Annotated in this window: 20 protein-coding genes, 1 pseudogene and 2 other annotated features; of the genes and pseudogenes, 4 read left to right on the forward strand and 17 right to left on the reverse strand. The window is 34.4% G+C overall.

Going from position 1 to position 22,635, the window contains the following annotated elements:
- Positions 1-233: 233 nt before the first annotated feature.
- From AC0IXC_RS07280 to AC0IXC_RS07305, 6 genes are all read right to left on the reverse strand, one after another.
- Positions 234-2,537 (reverse strand): glycoside hydrolase, encoded by a 2,304-nt coding sequence (locus AC0IXC_RS07280; protein WP_002193088.1) that lies wholly within the window; start codon positions 2,535-2,537, stop codon positions 234-236.
- Positions 2,538-2,754: 217 nt separating this feature from the next.
- The gene (locus tag AC0IXC_RS07285; protein WP_471652761.1) at positions 2,755-2,967 is read right to left on the reverse strand and encodes a DUF6366 family protein; all 213 of its coding nucleotides are present in this window, start codon (positions 2,965-2,967) and stop codon (positions 2,755-2,757) included.
- 92 nt (positions 2,968-3,059) lie between these two features.
- On the reverse strand, positions 3,060-3,953 hold the full coding sequence (gene thrB, locus AC0IXC_RS07290; RefSeq protein WP_002189304.1) for a homoserine kinase: 894 nt from the start codon (positions 3,951-3,953) through the stop codon (positions 3,060-3,062).
- Positions 3,950-5,008, reverse strand: coding sequence for a threonine synthase (thrC, locus tag AC0IXC_RS07295; protein ID WP_471652762.1), 1,059 nt, complete (start codon positions 5,006-5,008; stop codon positions 3,950-3,952). The genes thrB and thrC overlap by 4 nt, the downstream gene beginning before the upstream one ends.
- Positions 5,001-6,296: a homoserine dehydrogenase gene (locus AC0IXC_RS07300; protein ID WP_471652763.1), complete on the reverse strand. Its 1,296-nt coding sequence runs from the start codon at positions 6,294-6,296 to the stop codon at positions 5,001-5,003. Before AC0IXC_RS07300 ends, thrC begins: the two co-directional genes overlap by 8 nt.
- Before the next feature lie 155 nt (positions 6,297-6,451).
- Positions 6,452-6,683, reverse strand: a binding site (T-box leader).
- A gap of 115 nt (positions 6,684-6,798) precedes the next feature.
- Positions 6,799-7,030 (reverse strand) — a binding site (T-box leader).
- Between the two features lie 236 nt (positions 7,031-7,266).
- On the reverse strand, positions 7,267-7,905 hold the full coding sequence (locus tag AC0IXC_RS07305; protein WP_002012360.1) for a pyridoxamine 5'-phosphate oxidase family protein: 639 nt from the start codon (positions 7,903-7,905) through the stop codon (positions 7,267-7,269).
- Between the two features lie 81 nt (positions 7,906-7,986).
- Between AC0IXC_RS07305 and AC0IXC_RS07310 the strand changes: the two genes are divergently transcribed.
- Positions 7,987-8,595, forward strand: a complete 609-nt coding sequence (locus tag AC0IXC_RS07310) for an NUDIX hydrolase (RefSeq protein ID WP_326996465.1) — start codon at positions 7,987-7,989, stop codon at positions 8,593-8,595.
- A gap of 44 nt (positions 8,596-8,639) precedes the next feature.
- Here AC0IXC_RS07310 and AC0IXC_RS07315 read toward each other — a convergent pair whose 3' ends face one another.
- From AC0IXC_RS07315 to AC0IXC_RS07350, 8 genes are all read right to left on the reverse strand, one after another.
- Positions 8,640-8,978 (reverse strand): SdpI family protein, encoded by a 339-nt coding sequence (locus AC0IXC_RS07315; protein ID WP_002012358.1) that lies wholly within the window; start codon positions 8,976-8,978, stop codon positions 8,640-8,642.
- 70 nt (positions 8,979-9,048) lie between these two features.
- On the reverse strand, positions 9,049-9,879 hold the full coding sequence (locus AC0IXC_RS07320) for a peptidoglycan-N-acetylglucosamine deacetylase (protein ID WP_002031366.1): 831 nt from the start codon (positions 9,877-9,879) through the stop codon (positions 9,049-9,051).
- 252 nt (positions 9,880-10,131) lie between these two features.
- Positions 10,132-11,010 carry an aminoglycoside 6-adenylyltransferase gene (locus AC0IXC_RS07325; protein WP_012260764.1) on the reverse strand — a complete coding sequence of 293 codons (879 nt, stop codon included), beginning with the start codon at positions 11,008-11,010 and terminating at the stop codon, positions 10,132-10,134.
- A gap of 133 nt (positions 11,011-11,143) precedes the next feature.
- Complete coding sequence (locus AC0IXC_RS07330) at positions 11,144-11,815, reverse strand: O-methyltransferase (RefSeq protein ID WP_016103188.1); 672 nt, start codon at positions 11,813-11,815, stop codon at positions 11,144-11,146.
- Between the two features lie 149 nt (positions 11,816-11,964).
- On the reverse strand, positions 11,965-12,684 hold the full coding sequence (locus AC0IXC_RS07335) for a 3-ketoacyl-ACP reductase (protein WP_471652764.1): 720 nt from the start codon (positions 12,682-12,684) through the stop codon (positions 11,965-11,967).
- 168 nt (positions 12,685-12,852) lie between these two features.
- Positions 12,853-13,926, reverse strand: a complete 1,074-nt coding sequence (gene hitS / locus AC0IXC_RS07340) for an envelope stress sensor histidine kinase HitS (protein WP_016103187.1) — start codon at positions 13,924-13,926, stop codon at positions 12,853-12,855.
- Positions 13,923-14,600 (reverse strand): envelope stress response regulator transcription factor HitR, encoded by a 678-nt coding sequence (gene hitR, locus AC0IXC_RS07345; RefSeq protein WP_002031358.1) that lies wholly within the window; start codon positions 14,598-14,600, stop codon positions 13,923-13,925. The genes hitS and hitR overlap by 4 nt, the downstream gene beginning before the upstream one ends.
- Positions 14,601-14,686: 86 nt before the next feature.
- Complete coding sequence (locus tag AC0IXC_RS07350) at positions 14,687-16,447, reverse strand: ABC transporter ATP-binding protein (protein WP_326996464.1); 1,761 nt, start codon at positions 16,445-16,447, stop codon at positions 14,687-14,689.
- A gap of 275 nt (positions 16,448-16,722) precedes the next feature.
- On the opposite strand from AC0IXC_RS07350, the gene AC0IXC_RS07355 reads away from it, so the two are divergent.
- Positions 16,723-17,487 carry an alpha/beta fold hydrolase gene (locus AC0IXC_RS07355; protein WP_002141349.1) on the forward strand — a complete coding sequence of 255 codons (765 nt, stop codon included), beginning with the start codon at positions 16,723-16,725 and terminating at the stop codon, positions 17,485-17,487.
- Positions 17,488-17,653: 166 nt separating this feature from the next.
- Here the strand turns inward: AC0IXC_RS07355 and entFM are convergent, their stop codons facing one another.
- A complete protein-coding gene (gene entFM / locus AC0IXC_RS07360) occupies positions 17,654-18,943 on the reverse strand; it encodes an enterotoxin EntFM (RefSeq protein WP_341086043.1) in 1,290 nt (429 codons plus the stop codon).
- Positions 18,944-19,660: 717 nt separating this feature from the next.
- On the opposite strand from entFM, the gene AC0IXC_RS07365 reads away from it, so the two are divergent.
- On the forward strand, positions 19,661-19,831 hold the full coding sequence (locus AC0IXC_RS07365; protein ID WP_002086168.1) for a hypothetical protein: 171 nt from the start codon (positions 19,661-19,663) through the stop codon (positions 19,829-19,831).
- Between the two features lie 43 nt (positions 19,832-19,874).
- Here AC0IXC_RS07365 and AC0IXC_RS07370 read toward each other — a convergent pair whose 3' ends face one another.
- Complete coding sequence (locus AC0IXC_RS07370; RefSeq protein ID WP_002141347.1) at positions 19,875-20,474, reverse strand: nitroreductase family protein; 600 nt, start codon at positions 20,472-20,474, stop codon at positions 19,875-19,877.
- Between the two features lie 249 nt (positions 20,475-20,723).
- The gene (locus AC0IXC_RS07375) at positions 20,724-21,677 is read right to left on the reverse strand and encodes a D-alanyl-D-alanine carboxypeptidase family protein (RefSeq protein WP_002031349.1); all 954 of its coding nucleotides are present in this window, start codon (positions 21,675-21,677) and stop codon (positions 20,724-20,726) included.
- A 219-nt stretch (positions 21,678-21,896) separates the two neighbouring features.
- Here AC0IXC_RS07375 and AC0IXC_RS07380 point away from each other — a divergent pair.
- A pseudogene (locus AC0IXC_RS07380) lies at positions 21,897-22,559 on the forward strand (S66 family peptidase); the annotation flags it as partial.
- Positions 22,560-22,635: the final 76 nt, after the last annotated feature.

The raw sequence follows: 22,635 nt of genomic DNA on the forward strand, positions 1-22,635 counted from the left end.
CACATTATACTCTTGTGCTTATTTTTGGCAAGTCACTATTTATCAACTTAAAAAATCCAATACTTCGGAATATTCGAATTTACATATTTATTATTCTGTTATTTGCAGGTAGTAAGATTTTCACCTCACAATTTAGCAAGAATAAAGAGTCAAGTTTGTGCCGTACCATCTTGATTGGTGATGACTAATAATCAGTGAGGGATAAATCCCCCACTGATTAAAGTTTCACTTTATTATTTCTCATTTGGTGTGTATATCATTTGCTTCCCATTATTATTAATTAAAGCTGACTTTGCTTTTATTTTCGTTTTTTCTATTTCTACATCTTTATTTGAGAAATTCACAATGATTTTAATATCTTTTCCATATGAAGTAGATTGTACTAGCTTATCTTCTGACAGATATGCAAAGTTCGTCATTTCTTCTTTTACTGCCTTTTCATGAACTTCATTCCAAACTTTCAGATGCTCTGTAATTTCTTTTTTATGCTTATTCCACTCTACTTCATCTAAATGGTACAACGGAGGAACATTATACAATAACTCATATAACATACGATTTCCAACCTCGTCCTTTACCTTCAAACTTCCCCATTCCCAGTGGTGCGTTGTAATAACCGAATCATTGTATACTAGTTTATATAATGGCACCGAATATACTGGATTTAAATATACTTGCTTATATTCTTCTTTTAACGGTACTTGTTTTGCATATTTTTCTGGAACATTTTGATTTGGTGACCAATATCCACCGACATAATACGGGCTTGTTTTATTTTTTCTCATATCTTCATCGTCCCACTTAATAACTGGTGTTTCAATTCCATGAGCAAATGCAATCGTGCTACTTGCAAAATCATTTCCGCCCTCAGAGCCAACTACCATACCTTTTTCTTGTGCAATATAATCCATTCGTTTTAATCTTGCTTGTAAATCTTGTTCTTGTGTCGTTAAATGTTTTGTTGAATAATCATCATAAATTTCGCCCGTCGCGTCACAATCAATAAACCATGAATTATATTTAGGGCCATTTTGTAATATATCGTTCATTCGTTCTTTTACACTAGGAAGTGATAATGTCGGATTTAATTTTCGGCCTCTCCCTAAAAACCCTTGCACTTTCTCACCATTTTTCTTCGTTACAGTGGCTTCTTCATATAACGATGGGTCATTAAAAGAAGCTGTGTTCCAATTTTTATCACCTTTTTCGTGAATAGAATGGTAAGAATCATACGGACCAACTAAATATCCCATTTCCTTAGCTTCTGTAACGAAATTAGGCTGCATAAATCCTTGTTCCCAGTTCGGTAGACCAATCCACGCTTTGTCTATCCCTACTTTTTTCATTTCCTTTATTATATCCGTTCCATCTGCTTTACCCCATTTACTTACTTCTTCAACTGCATCACCGAGTACTGACTTTAATAAATGTTTATTTAAGCTATACAGCTCTGTCTTCGATAAGTGATCTACACCTTTCTTTAATAACACACTAGCTTCCTGATTAACTTTCGGGAAAATATCCTCTTTATACAATTCCTTCATAGATAATACTTCGTTTGTATAGCGTAAAATAACATTTTTTTGGTACTTATCGATAAAGTCTTGTTTACTCACCTGCTCAAATACATTCAATTCCCCAGGCTCTGAACTATTCTTTTGAATAAGGTCTTTTATATGGCTAAACACTGGGCTATTTATTTGCTCTCTTAGCTTCGGCCAATTCACGTTACTTTCTGATAAACCATTTTGATTCCAAAAGTAAAAATGAGCTGCCCCGTAAAGTTTTTCGATTTCTTTATTTTTTCTTGCCTTTTCTTGTAATGTTTTAAATTCACCTTTTCGAGCAATATTATCCTTATACAGTTTAGCAATACTTACTGCATCATTATTTGTCACATATAATTGAAATCCATATGTTTTATTTTTATTTATACTCGGGAATTCATGTGTAAAATCAAACCCTATTTTCGGATCTGAATGAAATTTCAATTCATTATTAAACATATTGTTCGCAATATATACGATCGAATATTTAGAACCATTTAATGCAAAAAACTTCATAGAAAATGATTCAGCAAATGAATATGCATCATCCTTTAAAAACTTCTTCCAATTCTCATCATTACTCGGAATTTGCTTACCTTCCCATAACGGAAGTGTATAATTTTCAGCTTGCACTTTTGGCCATGTAAAACTTTCTGCACCAGTCGATTCCACTTCAATATTTAAGTGGTCTTTTTTCTTTTCTAAATTTACTTTTACTTTTTGATCCGGATATTCCCATGATGTATGATCCTTGTCTTTTTTCAAATTCGATACCTTCATTTTTGGTAACGGTTGTGATGCCTGTTCTTTTACATCATCATGTTCTACAGTTAACGTAAAAGTCTCAGGATTTACATCGTAAGTAAAATCTTTATACGTCGCTTTCTTTATTTTAGACTCTTGTAAAGCATCATTACCTTTTACATCACACCCGACTAAAGTCGAAAGTGACAATGTTGTAAGAAGACATATCGCTATCATTTTTTTCATCTTCTGCACCTCCACCACTGAATATACAGGAGGTTTGTTACAGGAATATGGCAAAAAATAATAGAGCTAGCATTATGCTAGCTCTATTATGAGCAAAAAAAATTTACGTATTACTATAATCTGTTTAAAGAAAATATGTAATACAGGGGGACTTTAATCCTTTTTTTATTCTCACTAATAATTAGATCAAGCAAATCTAAATTCCATCAAGCTTTCCTTAACTGAAAAAGTAACTATATATAATATATCCTAAAACTAACACTAAAATTAATGTCCCTGTACCTTTCCAATTCATACCACCTGTCATATCAGCGGGGCTACCTGATTCCGCCCTGTTGAGTCCATCATTCAAAGAACCGGTAGGATTATTTTTCAATTCACTTTGTCTCATGCGTTCTCTTTTTTCTTCTGGTGACTCTTTTGAACTCATATAATCACCTCTAAAATTAATGTTTATTCCGAAAAATCCCCTTTAAAATAGATTCTCCATAACGTAAAGAAAGCTAGCGATGCTAGCTTTCTTTATAATCCAATATGTTCTTCCTTATTTACAGTAATCCCTTTATGATCAATTTCAAGCTCACATACTTTCATAGCTGCAAATACTCTCGCTAATTGGTCAGCTATTTCTTTACGCTTCTCGTACGGAGTTAAAATAAAAATGGATGGTCCCGCACCACTAAGCGCTGTTCCATATGCTCCGAATTCTTTTGCACATTTACGAATTGATGGTAATAACGGTACAAGTTCTAAACGATATGGCTCGTGGAAATGATCTCTTTCCATCATTTCACCTACAACTTCCCACTTCTTTTGACATAACGCAGCTACTAATACGTTACTTATCGCACTAGCCTTAACCGCTTCATGAAACGGAAACATCTCTGGTAATACAGATCGACTTTCATCCGTATTTAGCTCTTCATTCGGAATAAGAGAAATTACGCCTAATTCCTTACTTTCAATCCTTACAACCGAAACATTTTTTCCATCAAGTGCTCCGATTACAGTTCCACCTAAAATAGAAGCAGCGACATTATCTGGATGTCCTTCAAAGTTTGTAGCAATTTGAACCTTTTGATCAGTTGTTAAATATAAATTTCCAAGTTGATTCGCAAGCTCTATTCCTGCTACAATCGCTGATGCGCTACTTCCTAGCCCTCTTGTCAGCGGAATATTACTAGTAACTTCTATTATATGGGGTGATAAAGAAGGACATACTTTACATGCCGTGCTAACAATTAAATTTTTATCGTCTTTTGGAATTGAATCGTCAAAAGAATGTATCACTTGCCACTTATCAGCTTCTTCCTTTACACTTACTTCTAAATATAATGACAAAGCTATTCCAACAGAATCAAATCCTGGTCCAACATTCGCTGTACTAGCAGGAACACGAACTCTTAATGGTATCACGACATAATCACCCCTTTAATATGATCTTTAATTTGTTCTATATCATTTGACACACTTGCAATATCAAATTTATTAGAAGAAATTGCGATATCAGGATCTTTTAAACCATTTCCAGTTAAAACTGCAACAACTGTTTCGCCTTTTTTGATTTTTCCAGATTGAACATGTTTAATTACGCCCGCTAATGAAGCATTTGATCCTGGCTCTGCGAAAACTCCTTCAATTTTTGCTAACAATCTATACGCATGTAAAATCTCCTCATCTGACACCATATCTATTTCACCATTAGACTGTTCGGCAGCCTCTACTGCATACGACCAACTTGCCGGATTACCGATGCGAATCGCTGTTGCAATCGTTTCAGGTGCCTCAATGACATGTCCTTTTACAATTGCCGCCGCTCCTTCCGCTTCAAAGCCGTGAATTCTGGGCTTCTTATAGCCTTTTTCTTTCTCGTATTCACAGAACCCTTTCCAATATGCTGTAATATTCCCAGCATTTCCAACAGGGATAGCTAGAACATCTGGTGCGTTTTGCAACTGGTCACAAATTTCAAATGCCGCTGTTTTTTGCCCTTCAATTCGGTAAGGATTTACTGAGTTTACTAATGTAATCGGCTCTTCTGCAGCAATATTTCTTACAGCCTTAAGTGCATCATCGAAATTCCCTTCTATTGAAATGATCTCCGCTCCATAAGCAACTGCTTGCGCTAATTTCCCATGCGCAATCTTTCCTTCTGGTATTACGATAATACATTTCATTCCGAGGCGTGCCGCATATGCGGCAGCTGATGCCGATGTATTACCTGTAGATGCACAAATAATTGCCTCTGCCCCTTCTTCTTTCGCCTTTGCAACTGCCATTACCATGCCACGGTCTTTAAAAGAACCTGTTGGATTCGCTCCTTCATATTTCCCGTATAACTGAATTCCTAATTGCTTTGATATATTTAATAATGGAATCAGAGGTGTATTCCCTTCCATTAAGCTGACATCAGGTGTGTTTTCATTCACTGGTAAATAAGAAGCATACTGTTTTAATAGTCCTTTATACATATTGTTTTTCCTCCTCAATAATGTAGTAACTGTTTATTTCACTTGCGACATCTTCTATCGCCCCTAAAACTTGTTCGAATTGATATTTTGAAGTTCGATGCGTCACAACAACGACTTCTGCAACTTCGCGATTTAAAGGTAATTGAATAACTTCTTTTAAACTTACAGAATAATTAACGAAACATTCCGTTACTTTTTGCAACATCCCTGGCTCATCTCGTAATGAAATACGTAAGAAATATTTCGAAACTACTTCTTCATCTCCTTGTAATTCGTAAGGCTCTGGTTCTTTTAACGCACTTTTATTTTTCGGAACTTGATTCATATTTTTAACGATTGAAATAATATCACTTACTACAGCAGAACCAGTTGGTAACTTCCCAGCTCCAGGTCCGTAAAACATCACTTCCCCTACTGCTTGACCGTGAACATACACCGCATTGAATTCATTATTTACATTCGATAACGGATGATGCCTTGGTAATAAAGTCGGTTCTACACTTAAATGAATGGCTGATCCTTGTTTCTCTGCTTTACCAATTAATTTCATTGTAAATCCTAATTTTTCGGCCATCTCTAAATCTTCTTTTTCAACCTTTCGAATACCTCTAACTTGAACATCATCTAAAGAAACATTCATCGAAAAACCTAAGTTTGCAAGAATTGCTACCTTTCTCGCAGCGTCTAGTCCATCTACATCCGCTGTCGGATCTGATTCTGCAAACCCTAATTTTTGCGCTTCCTGTAAAGCCTCTTCATACGACCATCCATTTTGACTCATCTTTGTTAACATATAATTTGTTGTTCCATTTACGATTCCCATTATTTTTTCAATTTGATCTGAAGCTAGCCCGTCTGATAATCCTCTTAATATTGGAATCCCACCGGCTACACTCGCTTCGTAACATAGGTCACATTCATTTTTATTTGCCAGTTGCAAAAGCTCCGCACCGTATACGGCCATTAAATCTTTATTTGCTGTTACAACATGTTTTTTATTTTGTAAAGCCGTAACAATATGCTGTTTTGCTTCTTCAATTCCGCCCATTACCTCTACTACAATATCAATATTTGAATCATTTAGAACTTCATCGACATTACTTGTTACTACGATTCCATCAATGCAAACATCACGTTCCTTTTCCAAATCACGTACAACGACTGTCTTTACCTTTACTTCATATCCTGTATCAAGAGCGATCTTTCGATAATGTTCTTTCAAAATATGGACAACACCACTTCCGACAGTACCTAATCCTAATACCCCAACATTAATAACGTTATTCATTTTCTAATCTCCTCCTAAATAGTTTAATTGTTACACCTGTGAATCACCTTACTCTGCTTTTTAATCATGCAGGTGGTGGTTATTTCCGTACGTACTAATCGTTTCATGTTACCGCACCTCCTTTCAAAGTAATAAAAAAACACACTCATCCCTAGGAAAGGGACGAATGTGTTTTCGTGGTTCCACCCTTGTTCCAACCTAGACTTACTTTCTTCTAGATTGCTCAAGTTCAGATAACGGCTGATACCGTCAATAATTACTAGATTGCTCGTTCACTATTGAAGTTCAAAGGTGGTAAGATCATTTCTCGTGTTAGGAAGCTCACAGCCTTGGCCTCCCTCTCTGTAAACCGTAAAAATGTTCTCATGTCCTTATCGTTACTTTTTCGCTCATGTTTATTTGTTAACTCATTATACTCGCATAAAAAACAAAATCAATACTATTTTTTAATTATTTTAAATTTTCAATCTTAAAAACTATAAAAAAACACACTCATCCCTAGGAAAGGGACGAATGTGTTTTCGTGGTTCCACCCTTGTTCCAACCTAGACTTACTTTCTTCTAGATTGCTCAAGTTCAGATAACGGCTGATACCGTCAATAATTACTCGATTACTCGTTCACTATTGAAGTTCAAAGGTGGTAAGATCATTTTTCGTGTTAGGAAGCTCACAGCCTTGTCTTCCCTCTCTGTAAACCGTAAAAATCATCTCATGTCCTTATCGTTACTTTTTCGTTCATGTCTATTTGTTAACTTATTATAGTTATCAACTTTTTAAAAAGCAAGCCTATTTTTCTTCACAATTTTTAAGAATATGAATAATTATATTTTAAAATAACAAATCATCTAATACAGATTTATTCTCTTGCACATATATTCATCACATACAAATTAACAATATTCATAGTTAAAGTCTCACTCTAAAACGTTTAGAGTTTCATACTTCAACACTATATTTAAAAAATAATTTTTAATACAATCTTTCCCTATAACTTTCTTCTAAAGAACGTGCAACTTCCTCTTCTGAAGCATTCACTTTCGCATGCTCCATTAACATTTTCGGTGCTGAAGGTAGCTCTGTTTTATTTAACCATGACTCTGGATCCCACATTTTTGAACGAATAAAAGCTTTTGCACAATGAATATAGCATTCTTCTATTTCAACAACAATTCCAAGTAACGGATTGCGTCCATTCGCCTGCATTTCTTTCAAAATTTCTTCATCGTTCGTAATATATGCTTTACCGTTTATTCGGAGTGTTTCCCCAAGACCCGGAATAAAAAAGATTAACCCTACGTGCGAATTTGAAATTATATTTAAAATAGAGTCTATACGACGATTACCCGGTCTTTCTGGGATGATAATTTTATTTTCATTTAATACATATACAAATCCAGGTGCGTCCCCCCTCGGCGAAGCATCACACTCTCCGAATTTATTTGCAGTAGATAATACTAGAAAAGGCGATTTAGACAGGAAATCTACACAATGGTGATCAAGTGATGAAATAACTTTTTTCAAAGCCCGTTCACTTGGTTGCCCCAATATTTGTCGTAATTCTTCCTCAGTTGAAATTATTGATTTTATTTCCTTATTCTCTATCTTCACTAATAATCACTCCTTTTTCTTTATTTTCCCAAAATTCAATACAAATATTGTATAATAAAATTTGCAGAAAGGGGAATTAAAATGACAGAGTGGTTAACAATATTTGATCCTGAAGGAAATACACTTGGAAAGAAATTACGTGATGACGTGCATCGTGACGGTGATTGGCACGAAACATTTCATTGCTGGTTTATAGAAAAAGATGCTGAGGATATGTTCTTATATTTCCAATTACGCTCTAATAATAAAAAAGAAGCTCCGGGTATATGGGATATTACATCCGCCGGACATATTATGCATGATGAAGATGTACTAATTGGCGGTCTACGTGAAATTGAGGAAGAACTGGGTCTTTCCTTCCAAACGAATGATTTAACATACAAAGGAATCTATAAAATAGATTATGAAATTTCAAGCCTTACTGATCGTGAGTTTTGTCATATGTATTTCCACAATGTAATAAAACCACTTCCATTTGCACCAGGTGAAGAAGTAGACGATGTGATGAAAGTACATGCGACTTCTTTTCTACAACTATTAAGAAGAGAGATTTCATCTTTAACGACTAATTCTGTTTTAAACAATAATCCGATAACGATAACATTTGAAGATATTTATCCTTATGATCTTGAATACTATGAATTTGTTATAGTGCAAGGACAAGAATCGCTAAACAAAAATAGTTTATAAAAAAATAGGACTCCCAGCTTACTGTATTCGGGAGTCTTATTTTTTTATTGCTCAAGTATCTTTAATTTTTTCTCTACTCGTATAAATAATCGTATAATTAACAACAGCATAACAATCATAATCGCTATCATTGTATGTGGATATCTAAACAGTATACTAATAACACTTCCAATTAACATCATAATGAATCCATTTTGTTTCATCACTTCTGCACTATACTTGTTACCTGCATCCCATAATTCCTTATTTTTCATAGACCGTTTCGTACGGTAACCATATGCTGCGTTAATATCCGTCGGTGGATTTTTTTGAAGAATAAGTGCCGCAAGTATAAATATAATACCAATCAATATGCTCATTCCTATGTTTACTAGTGCATCCATCAATTATATCCCCCCTAACTTACACCTTCATTATACTATACAACCCTTAAAATCCCAATTATTAACATTTTTATTTTCTCTCTTTAGATGTCTGGAACATACTTGGAAGTGTTACAAAACGTGCCCCTTTCGTTTTTAACTGCGGAATGATTTTGTCTAGTGCATCGACAGATCCTTGCAAATGTCCACCTGGAGTCGAATGTTGAAGTATGACACTTCCTGGAAATGAATTCCCTAGCACATTATTTGTAATCGTATCAGCACTTACCCCTTTCCAATCAACTGTATCAACACTCCACTGTACAATCATAAAATTTTGCTCTGTCGCCCACTTCAATTGATTTTCAAGTATTTCACCGTATGGTGGACGTATAAACTTCGGTGCATAACCAGCTAAATGATTTAATATTTCTTCCGTTTTTATAATTTGATTACGGTATTCAGCCTCATTTACTTTCGCTAAATTCGGATGATTATACGTATGGTTACCAATTACATGCCCTTCATTCGCGATACGCTTTACTACATTCGGAAACTTTTCTGCATTTTCACCAAGTAAGAAAAAAGTAGCTTTTACATTATATTGTTTTAACTTATCTAAAATTTTTGGCGTAAATACTAAATCTGGTCCATCATCAAATGTAAGAGCTACTTCCGCTTTATTGTATGGTCCTGAAAATGCATACGCATATTTTTCAACCCATGAAAAAGGTGTCCATGACCCCCGATTCTCTTCCTTCACTTTGACTTGATCATTTTGCGGAACATTTAATACATACGGCACTGCGTCTATATAGTTTCCATAATAAAATGAATGATATGGCATATAAGCATACGAAACATTTCGTTCTAGTCCCCAATGAAATGGAACGAACATTTCTGGTGCGTAAAAATAATACATGATAAAAACCTCCCTAAAATTTCATATGTGATTCATCTGTACTTTGTTAGAGAAATTCTTATTCATGAACAAAAATAAGACTGTCCGTAATTAGGACAGTCTTACTGCTTTATACAATTAATAAAGTGAAACTTTAATCAGTGGGGCTTTTGTCCATTCCCGACTGATTATTAGTTGAACCAATCGGGCAGTTATCCCCCACCTAACTTCCTTGCATTCGCTGGATTTTGAGGTGGGGGTTTTACTGCCCGTTTATGCGGGATAAATCGATGTACTACCTTTCGGCAAAACTTTCACATGTTTTAAATAGCTTGTCACTTTGTCATCATCATCTTGCGGGTATTGATATCCATATGTGTTAGCAATTTCGTTCGCAACTTCCCTAAATAAATCACCCATTACAAAGAATGACTCCCATATATTTTCATATTCTGCATTTGAAAATGTATTTCTAAATTGCTCCCACGTATCTTTTTCAACATATTGCTCGAAATGCTTACCAAACTTTCCGGTATTCACTGTAAAATTTGTTTTCATACCAATATGCCATTCTAGCATTACGATTAACATATCACGCATTGGGCCTTCAAGCATTCCTTTCGCATAAGAAAGTTCCTCGCGCCACAATCCTTTTCCTACATTTGTACTGCACCACCAAAATTCATTACAGCAATCCAAAAACTCTTTTTCTGTAGGATTTTTTATAACGTAATCTTTATCACTTGCTGGCGGAAATTCTCCAATACATTTGTCTTTATCCAGTAGTAATTTACTTAAACTATCCTGTCCAATAAATTTATTTATTAAATCAACTGGAACTAGCATTAAATCAATTCGATTCCCATCCATGAACTGCATTAAATACGGAAATTTCCCGTCTTTATCAGCTGGAAGTAACGACATTTCTTCCGGCATTTGCACAATCATTATTTCTCCAAATCTATTAATCCAACTATGATTACACGTAAAAGATTGTATATCTTTTACAACATAAATAATATCATAGTCTTGAAAACAATCTTTTTTCACATTTGGATTCACACGTGACCCATTCATGATGACAGCTCGAATTCTTTCATCCTCTTTTGCTGTATTTATAATTAAGTCTAACATTTCTTTTTCAGTTCTCATCTTCTTATAGCCTCCAAGTTTTTAATATATAATATAAAGCTATGTAAATTGGAGGTCCACGAGCTAAATTCGTTGTACAAGATACACGTTATAATTTTTGAAACTTCTTTTTCATCCCTTTTTCCTCCTTACATTACTCTGTTACGACTGCCATTACAAACCCATCGTACCCTTTACTTCCTACAGTTTGAAGCGCAGTAGCACTTACACGCGGCTCAGCAGCTATTAGCTCATAGAAATGGCGTATCCCTTGCACACGAGGGTCGCTGCTAGTATTGTCAATAACTTCTCCTTCACGTACTACATTATCCCCAATAATTACAGTACCCGGTCGTGATAGTTTCAGTGCCCATTCAAAATAAGCAGGGTTATTTTGTTTATCCGCATCTATGAAAATAAAATCAAATGGTTCATACTTCTCATTTTCTATTTGTTTTAAAGAATCTAACGCTAATCCTAATCGTATTTCAATTTTATCATTCAAATTGGCACGCTCAATATTGCTCCGTGCAATTTCAGCATGCTTTTCACTTGCTTCTAATGTAACAATTCGCCCTCCAGATGGCAATGCTCTTGCAAGCCATATTGTACTATATCCGCCTAGAGTGCCAATCTCTAAAATGTTACGCGCTCCTTGAATTTGTACTAATAGTTGTAAAAACTTCCCTTGAGTTGGCGATACATCATGTGCCGGTAAATTAGCTGAAGCATTTGCTTGAAGAACTTCTTCTAATGTAGAGTCTTTCGGTATTAATACATCACTCATATATTGATCAACAGCCGTCCATTTCTCAATCGTACTCATGGAAATACCATCCCCTTCAAGTTTTTCATGCTTTTCTACCATTCACTTCACATTATACCGAAAATTCTGCTTTACATACAAAAAAATAAAAAAGGGACACCCATTCCATTACAGAATAGATGTCCCTTCTTTGTTTATAAATTTACCCCTTACGGATTAGTAGACCAAAGTCCTGCTGATTTAATAAATGTACGTTTATTTAATTTCAGCTGCGCTACGATAAACTCTGCAATATCTTCCGCTTGCATTACTTTATCAGGATTTCCATCAGTTAATCCTAAGTCTACAGCCATGTCAGTTGCTACTGTACTTGGTGTTAAAGCTGTTACACGGATATTATGTTTACGAACTTCCATCGCTAACGATTCTGTTAAACCAAGAACACCAAATTTAGAAGCACTATATGCACTTGTTACAGGTGCACCTTTTTGTCCTGCTGTAGATGAAATATTAATAATATCACCAGATTGTTGTTCAATCATACTTGGTAAAGCTGCACGAGTTGCATAGTATACACCCATTAAGTTTACTTGAATGATTTTTTCCCAATCAGCAACGTCTAATTCTAAAAACTTACCGAATTTAGAAATACCAGCGTTATTAATTAAAATATCGATAGATCCTAAACCGTTTTTTAATGTTTCAATTGCAATAGTTACCTCTTCATATGAAGATACGTCAGCAGTCGCAATAACAGCTTTTACGCCTTCTGCTTCTACTTCTTTCGCAACTGCTTTTAAGTTTTCTTCTGAACGAGCTAAAAGACCAACATTTACGCCTTCTTTCGCTAATGCGATCGCTACAGCGCGACCAATCCCTCTACCTGCTCCTGTAATTAAAGCATTTTTTCCTTGTAATAATTCTGCCAAGTGTAACACTCCTTAATCTTCTCAGTTGTTTATTATATTAAAAGTGTATCTATGTTTATGTAAAAAGGCAATGATGCACTTTTATGTGCGTAGGTTACTTATAGGTAACTATAGTAATGGTAAATGCATTTTTAAAGAAAAATAGTGTTAGAAGGCCTCCTTCTAACACTATTTTTCTTCATGATTTGGAATACGCACAATAAATTCTGTACCATTTCCTTCTACACTCTCAACTTTTATTTTTCCTTGATGAAGGTCGAGTACTTTTTTTACAATTGCTAGACCTAATCCACTTCCTCCATAAGCACGGTTTCGTGAAGAATCCGCTTTATAAAAACGTTCAAAAATATGTTGTTTCTGTTCTTCGGATATACCAATTCCCGTATCATGAATACTTACTTCCAGGAATTCTTTATGTTCTTTTAAATGAATTGTAATCGTGCCACCATTTGGTGTGAATTTAATACTGTTATGAATTAAATTAATCCATACTTGGCTCATACTTTCTTTGTCTGCAGTAACACACACTTTATCCATATCAAGATCTAGCTCAAGTCCTTTTTCATCCCAAAGAGGCTCACTATTTAACACAATTTGTTTCAACTGTTGATCTAATCGATAAGTAGCTCTTTCTGGTGAATACTCCTCTGACTCTAAAAGTGTTAGCTTCAATAAATTTTGACTCAATTTAGATAATCGCGTTGTTTCAGTTTCAATAATAGTAAGATAATGTTTTCTTTTTTCAACTGGTAGATTATCATCTTGTAGCGCTCGAGCAAATCCCTTAATAGATGTTAATGGCGACTGTATTTCATGAGAAACATTCGATACAAATTCTTGTCTCATTTTCTCCATTGCATTAAGTTCATCCGTCATATCGTTAATACTTTTTACAAGCACACCAATTTCACCATCATACTTTTCTTCATTCCGTATTTTTACAGAGAAGTCCCCTTTTGCAATTTTTTGTATCGGTTCAATGATCGTCCAAATCATCGCCTCTCGCTTCGGTCTCATTAAAATTCCGATTAATGTCCAAATAAGAACGATAAAAACAAAGCCGACCATATCACTAATTAGAAAAGTAATAAAAGGCGATACGTTTATTTCAAAAGCTTTCATTACACTAGACGATACAAAAAAGGCTATTGACCAAATTATAGTAAGAAAAGCAAAGAGCGCTACTATCGCCCCCATTACTTTTAACATCTTCATCTTACTCATTCTTTCTCTTTTTCTCATTTACTTACCTCTAAGCGATACCCTAAGCCCCTTATCGTCCTTATACTAAACTTTGATAGCTCTTCTTGAAACTTTTCACGCAACCGATTAATATGAACGTCTAGCGTGCGTTCATTCCCTTCAAAATCATATCCCCATACGTCTTCTATTAATTGCTCTCTTGAACAAGTTCTTCCCGCTTTAGATCCTAATGTAAAGAGCAACTCAAATTCTTTTAGCGGCAGCGTCACCGTTTGTTCTCCAACGTTAACTTCAAATGTTTTACGATTTAACAGTACATTCCCAACTTGAATAGATTGCGATACTGTAATTTGGTAACGTTTCAATAATGCCTTCACTCTCACAACTAATTCTAAAGGATCAAATGGTTTTACAAGATAATCATCTGTTCCGAGGTGAAATCCTTTTACTTTTTGAGATGTTTCACCTTTAGCAGTCAGCATAAGAATTGGGATATCATAGTATTTTCTTAATTCATAACATAAATCAAACCCATCCATATTTGGCATCATAATATCAATAATCGCCATTTCGACTTTCACTTCTTCTATTTTTCGAAGAGCATCTAATCCATCAACGGCCTCATATGTTTGAAAACCTTCTCGTTCCAAAAATACAGAAACAAGTTCTCTAATGTGCGGATCATCATCTACAATTAAAATTTTGGGTATCAAGGAATCATATCCTTTCTGCTTAACATACTTTTTAGCACTCTAAAATCAACAAACAGTGAAGTGCCCCTTCACTGTTTGTTTTCATTCTATAATGCTCCTTCTTTAATTTTCAATTGTTGCATTGCAAATTCACGGTACATGTCATGTGTCCGTAATAACTCATCATGTGAGCCACTTCCTGTAAGATTCCCTTTTTCAATAAAGATAATTTTATCTGCATCTACAACAGTAGAAAGTCTATGCGCAATAACTAAAGTTGTTCTACCTTTCATTAAGTTATTTAACGCCTTCTGAACAACCGATTCCGATTTACTATCAAGACTTGACGTCGCTTCATCTAACATAAGGATTTGCGGGTTTCGTAGTAACGCTCGAGCAATCGCAATTCGTTGTCTTTGCCCTCCAGAAAGCTTCACACCACGCTCTCCAACTTCTGTTGCGTATCCACTTGGTAAATCATGAATAAACGCATCAACATACGCCATCGCTGCTACTTTTTCAATTTCTTCATCCGTCACTTCACCCTCAACACCGTAGCAAATATTATCACGAATCGTTCCATCAATTAACGGACTATCTTGTGAAACGTAACCAATTTGACGTCGCCATGATTGTAATGAATATGCTTTAATTGGTTCTTTCCCTAATTTTATGAAACCACTAGTTGGCTCATAAAAACGTTCTAACAGCGAGAATAAAGTTGTTTTTCCGCTACCACTCGGTCCTACAATCGCCGTTACTTTTCCAGATTCAATCGTGAAGTCGATATTTTTCAAGATTTTCTCTTCTTCGTTATACTCAAAATGTACATTTTCAATAACGATCGGCTGCTTCGCATTTGTAACATTCATACCTGTTTCATGATTTTCTACTTCATATTCTAAAATCGTATTAATTCTTTCGGTTGCACCAATTGCTTTTTGGAACTGAGTAAAGAACATTGATAACTGACTCATTGGCATAATAATTTGAACCAAATACAAAATAAATGCTACAAGTTCACCTGTTGTTAATGCACCACTAGAAACTCGCATTCCACCATACCCTACGATAATAACAAGCAATGCCATTAAAACAAACGACATAACAGGTGAAATTAATGCTTGCACTTTTCCTTCTTTCAAACCAAATTGCAATAATTTTTGGATACCTGTATTACCTGTTTCATATTCTTTTTTTTCCGTATTTGAAGATTTTACTAAACGAATTTCTGATAGTACTTGTGTTAATACACTAGTAAAAGAAGCCGTTTCATCTTGAAGTGCTTTTGAAATCTTATACATTTTCCGTCCAAGTGGAACTAAAATTAGTACCGATAATGGAATAACCGTTAAAAGTAAAATTGTCATTTTCCAGTCTAAAACAAATAATACAATTAATGACCCAATAATTGAGATACCGCCTGTTAATAAGTTTGACAAATGCTCAGAAATTAATGTTTTAACAACACCTGTATCATTTGTCATACGACTAATTGTATCTCCCGTTCTGTTTTGATCATAATAAGACACTGGTAAAATAAGTACCTTTTTCCACAATCGTTCTCTAAGTCCAGCTACAATTTTTTGTCCAATATAATTCAGTAAATAAATTGACAATCCTGCAGCAATTGTTTGAATAATAAAGAATGCAATTAATCCAACAATTTGTCCCGTACTAATTGAAGAAAGTGAAAAATTATCAACTAAACCTTTTGTCAGCATTGGAATAAACAAACTCGCTCCAGTAGAAAGTAAGCTCATTATTAATGCAAAAATAAGAATGCCTTTCGGTGGATTTGTATCTTGAATGAGACGTAAAAACTGCCTCCAATTCCCTTTTTTCTTTTCTGTATTCCTAACTTCCATTGTCGTTCATCTCCTCGTTATAAACAAAACTATTCTTTCTAAAACTAGAATACGCTATAAATGTAAACTGAATGTAAACACACTTTTTTCTAATTTTACAAAATATACATATAAACTCATCTTTACAACAAGTATAAATATCTGATATTATTACCTGGTACTTATTATTATTCTATGTAAATTATAGACTACGCATAGAAAATATATAACTAATTTTATCAATTAGCTAATTTAAAACACTATATAAATCTCCAGCATTGAAAGGAGTATCCTTTTTGCAAACAAATACACATTCCGAAAAGGAAACAATCATTTTTATTCATGGATTAGTTGGAAATCGCCGCGCCTTCAAAAAAGAGCATAAACGATTTTCTGCCTCCTACAACATTATAACTTATGATTTATTAGGTCACGGCGACGATAAAGGAGAAGCTATCGACTTTTCAATACAGCGCCTCGTAGATCAATTATTGAACTTGTATGAAAAAGAGGGAATTAAAAAGGCTCATATTTGCGCTCTAAGCTATGGCTGTTATATCTCTACGACATTTGCACAAATGCATCCAGAAAAAGTATTGAGTATTTGTCATATTGGTGGACATTATAATAACCCTTCCCGTTTATATAATGTTTTTCAGAATTTTTGGGAAAAACGTGGTGATGAATATTCATCTTGGCTTTCTCAGTATGCTAGTACTATTTTTCCAAGTGGAATACTAAGGGCAAATCCATTCGCTGTTATTTCACGAAATATTTATTACCGTTTCGGATTACAATTACACTCGTCCATTATTGCTGAGTCATTACGACACCGCTTAGAATTCGACTTAAAATCTAAATTAAAAGCACTTCCCCATCCTATATTATGGGTGATGGGAGAACATGATCATCTCTATAAATCTTGTCTCTTTGATTTGAAGTCCATTCTTCCGAACGTTTTATATAAAGAAATTCCATTAGCAGGTCATGCAGCAAACTTATTCCGTCCAAACTATTTTCATGATTTATATGCTAAGTTTTTGCATGGAAAATTGACATAAAGTGAAACTTTAATCAGCGGGGATTTGTCCATCCCCGCTGATTATTATCCCGCAAATAGCAGGATAAATACTACTATACTGTTAGTTTATCCAACTATGAAAAAGGCTTCCCAAGTTTCCCTGGAAAGCCTTTTCTCTATACGAAAAGTATATAAAATACTTTTTCTTAGTATGCTTTTGTGTAACCTAATAGGTGCTTACTCCAGTAAGAGTTGCTTACAGAGCTAATGCGTACACCAGTTGCGTCAGTTTCTGCACTGATGAACTGTCCATTACCTAAGTAAACGCCCATGTGAGAAGGACCTGATTTATAAGTATTTTGGAAGTATACTAAATCACCTGGTTGTGGACTGTTAGTCTTTGTTTTAGAGCTCCAGTATCCAGCAACTGTTTGACGAGCGCCTTTATGACCAGTTTGATTTAATACGTAGTGAATGAATCCACTGCAGTCAAAACCAGCAGGTGTTGTACCAGCAGTTCTGTATGGTGAACCATTTAAAGATCTAGCGAATCCAGCGATTGAAGATGTATCTCCACCTGTTGGTGCTGTTGGTTTTTGTACTTGGTTCGTACCTTGGTTCGTACCTTGGTTACCACCAGTAACTACATTATTCACTCCGCCTTTTACAAACTTAACAAAGTCTGCACTTACGTAACCAGTGCGGCCATTATGGTTAATTTTATACCAACCATTTTCAGCGCCAGTAACGTTTAATACTGTACCATTTGTTACCCCACCAATTACAGGGTTATATGTAGCTGGACCTGTACGTACTTTTAAAGCACCTGTGTTAACAACATAAGATCCACCAGTTTGAACTGTAGTAGTATTGTTGTTGTTTGTAGTTGGTTGCTGAGTTTCGTTAGATACAGCTGAACCACCTTTTGTTACGAAGTCTTTACTTACGTATCCAGTTCCACCATTGAAGTTAATTTTAAACCATTCTTGAACTTCACCTACAACTTGAACTGTTTTTCCTTTATTTACAGAACCTAAAACAGTATGAGATGCACTTGGGCCTGTACGTACGTTTAATGAAGAAACGTTTACTGTGTAAGTACCTGTTCCTTGCTGAACAGTAGTAGTAGTTCCTTTATTGCCACCAGTTGTTACGAAGTCCCCACTTACATAACCTGTTTGACCATTTACACTAACTTTGAACCAACCGTTTTCTTGTCCAATTACTTGAAGTACTTGACCTGATTTCACTTTAGAAATAACGTTATGTCCTGTACCAGCACCTGAACGTACATTTAATACATCAGCTGTTACTGTGTATTTTAATTCAGAAGTTGTTTCTACCGTTTTTGTTTCAGTTACAGTCGTTTGAGTTTGAGTTTGTCCATTAATTTCTTTTAGCGCATCATTTGAAACTTGTGCATGAGCAGAATCCATTCCAGGAACTGCTACACCTACTACAGATGCTGCTGCTAAACCTGCGATTACTTTTTTCATAAGTTGTCTTTACTTCCTTTCCCTACTATCCTCTTGAGAAAACTATAAACTTAGTACTTTACAATATTATCAAAGTAAAATATTCATCCAGTTCCATTTTTTAGCAAGAGTTTTATTTTTCACACATCGTTTATTTTAAACGATTGAAGTGAATTTAGTGTGAACTTCATGTGAACTTTATCATTAAACAGTGTGTTTTTGCAATGCTTTTTTCAAATTTCTTATGTATTTCATTGAAAATTCGACATTCCATTCATTATCTTAATATATATTTTTCTTTTGCTATCCACTTTAAAAAACTCTATTAATCTAATACAATGCAAAGAATGTATTTTCTAGTAAAGTCCCTTCCATGAAGCATACTCTTATCATGACAAAAAATGCTTTTTTTATCAATAGTATAATATTTTTAGAAAACTATTTTTGATATTATCCATCGTTTTTAAAAGATTTGACGATTTGTAAGATTTAACTCCAAAAATTCTGTTCTAATTTGACGAAAATACACATTCCACTATCTATTTTTCACTATCCATGGAATTTTCAGGATATTTATATTATCATATATAAAGTAGGATTTTAATCCATACAAATTTTATTCACCCCACACTGAAACCAATCGAACTTTTACAGGTCGGTATTCTATACGTATCATTGAATTTTGATATGGAAGCCTTACTGCCCGCAAATAGTGAGATAAAAAAAGGAGATATATTTATGAAAAACATAATAGATGATCCTATAAATAAAAATATAGAACTGTACTATGCTTTTTTTCAATTCGTTTCAATTATAACATTACAAAAAGTATCAACTATTGAAACACGTAAAAACAAATTAAAAAATCAGATGAAAAATTCCTACAAAAAAAATCCTTACTACTTATAAAAGGTGAACAGATTATATCTCTGTTCACCTTTTATTTTTTATTTTATTTGTAAATTTTCACACGAGTTTCTAATGGCTGATATTCTTTATCTCCTGCCGAAACTACCGGTTTACCAAATGGCATTTGCGCAGTTAACTTCCAGTTTTCAGGTACATCCCATTCTTTTTTTACTTCCTCATCAATCAACGGATTATAATGCTGTAGTGTAGCACCAAAACCTTCAATCTCTAATGCTGTCCAAATCGCAAATTGCAACATTCCAGAAGATTGCTGAGACCATGTAGGAAAATTATCTTTATATAGTGCAAAGTTCTCTTGCAAACTTTCTACTACTTTACTATCTTCGAAATACAAAACTGTTCCATAGCCACTTTTAAATGCATTCATTTTCTCTTCAGTAGGTGCAAAATTATTTTCAGGCACAATTTTTCGTAACGTTTCTTTCGTAACATTCCATAATTTGTCGTGTTGTTCACCTAGTAATACAACAACTCTTGCACTTTGAGAATTAAAAGCCGAAGGTGTATGTTTCACAGCATGATAAATCACTTCTTGAATTCTTTCATCAGAAACTACTTGCTCTTTACTAATCGCGTAAATAGATCTTCTGTCTTCAATTGCTGAGTAAAAATCTTTTGCCATTACAATTCCCTCCAATTTTCATTTGAGGCAGTATCATATGTACGAAGCATGTAATGCCTCTCGAACTTATTATTAATAAGTTCTTAACTTAATAATATCAACAAACAAAAACAAACTCAAATGATATCACTTGAGTTTCCACTTCCTATACGTCAAAAAATAAGACAGACAGTTTATTGTCACCAAAATCAAGGTTCAATAAACTGTCTGTCTTATTTTTATAACAATCTAAATTACTTCTTTCTTCACCTAATTAAGCAATTGAAATGCATAGGACATTAATTTATTTGTTTCTGTAAAACGTTTTGTTTTACTTTTTGTCCCCATAACAACTGTAATAACACGATTATCGCCTTGTTTTGCAGTACCTGTAAAACAATACCCTGCGCTATCTGTAAACCCTGTTTTTAAACCGTCTATTCCTTCTATATATAAAGCTTTATTATTTTTGTTTAACATCTCATTTGTGTTTGTAACATTAATATTATTAAATGCTAACTGACTTTGACGTAAGTGAGTCACTTCTAATATCTCTGGGTAATCTTTTATAAGATGGTACGCTAATTTCGATACGTCAGCTGCTGTCATTTTCGTTTCACTTCCGTCGGGCTCCTGCAATCCGGAAGCATTCGCGAATTTAGCTTTATCTGACATTTCTAACTGCTTTGCTTTTTCATTCATAAGTTGAACAAAGTTTTTTTCTGTCTTAGCTACATGTTCCGCTAAAGCGACAGCCGAATTATTAGCCGATTCAATCATTAACGCATGATATAAGTCCTTAACAGTTAATGTATCATTTGCTTGCATCGGGATTTTTGCACCCTCTGTTTGTGCCGACTTTGCACTTATTTTCACTGGATCTTCCCAGTGGACTTTCCCATTATGTATACTCTCTAAAACGAGATATGCTGTCATCATTTTTGACATACTAGCAGGGGCAACAGCTTCATTTTCATTATTTTGATAAATAACTTCTCCATTACTCGCATCGATAATAATAGCTGCTTTTGCATCAATTTCTGGTGGTATATATTTTGGTGGAACTACTTTTTCAGATAGCCCTGTTTTAGGTAGCTCTGCCACTTGTAAAGGCTGAGTATCTACATTTGTTTCACTCTTTTGAACTCCTTGGAAAAAGAACCAACATATACCCAGAATTACTACTAACAGGATTGTTAATCTTCCCCATTTTAACCGCTTCATTCTAAAACTCCTTTAACAAACCTTTTATACACTCATGTTTAACCATAACAACAATTACTTTATATCGTCAAGGTAAAAAGCATATTTATTCATCTATAACAATTATAATTTCAACCTCGTTCTCTTTTTCATATGTGTTACACTAAAAACAACGAAATATAAGAATATTCAATTACATTTAAACACAAAAACACTATATAATAGAAAGGATTTATACAAATGATACTTCCAAAAGCATTAAAATATGGCGATACCATTGGCAACTACTCTCCCTCTTCACCAGTAACCTATACTTCTCCAAAGAGATTTGAGCGCGCAAAATTATACTTACAAAAGAAAGGATTTCATATATTAGAAGGTTCACTAACAGGTCAATATGATTATTATCGTTCCGGGAGCATTAAAGAGCGTGCTGAGGAATTAAATGACTTGATTAGAAACCCTAACGTCTCTTGTATCATGTCGACAATTGGGGGACTGAATTCAAATTCATTATTACCTTATATTGATTATGAGACTTTTCAAAAGAATCCTAAAATAATGATTGGCTATTCAGACACAACAGCATTATTACTAGGTATTTATGCAAAAACAGGAATTCCTACATTTTATGGTCCAGCACTTGTTCCTTCTTTTGGTGAATTTGAGCCTTTCGTAGATTGCACGTACAAATATTTTGCGGATACTTTATTAACTGATCAACACCTTCCTTACAACATAAACCAGCCGTTATTTTGGTCAGATGAATTTATTAATTGGGAAGAAAAAACGAAAGAAAAAGATCTTCGACCGAACAATTGGATTTCAGTAATGGGCGGAAAAACTACTGGACGTATTATTGGTGGGAATTTAAACACTATACAAGGTATTTGGGGTAGCCCCATGCCCATCAAGTTAACCAAGTAATTTACTAGGTAAGAAATAATCCTTGTTTCAAAACTAGCAAGTGATAAAAAAG

It is taken from the genome of Bacillus sp. AC266, assembly GCF_979253805.1.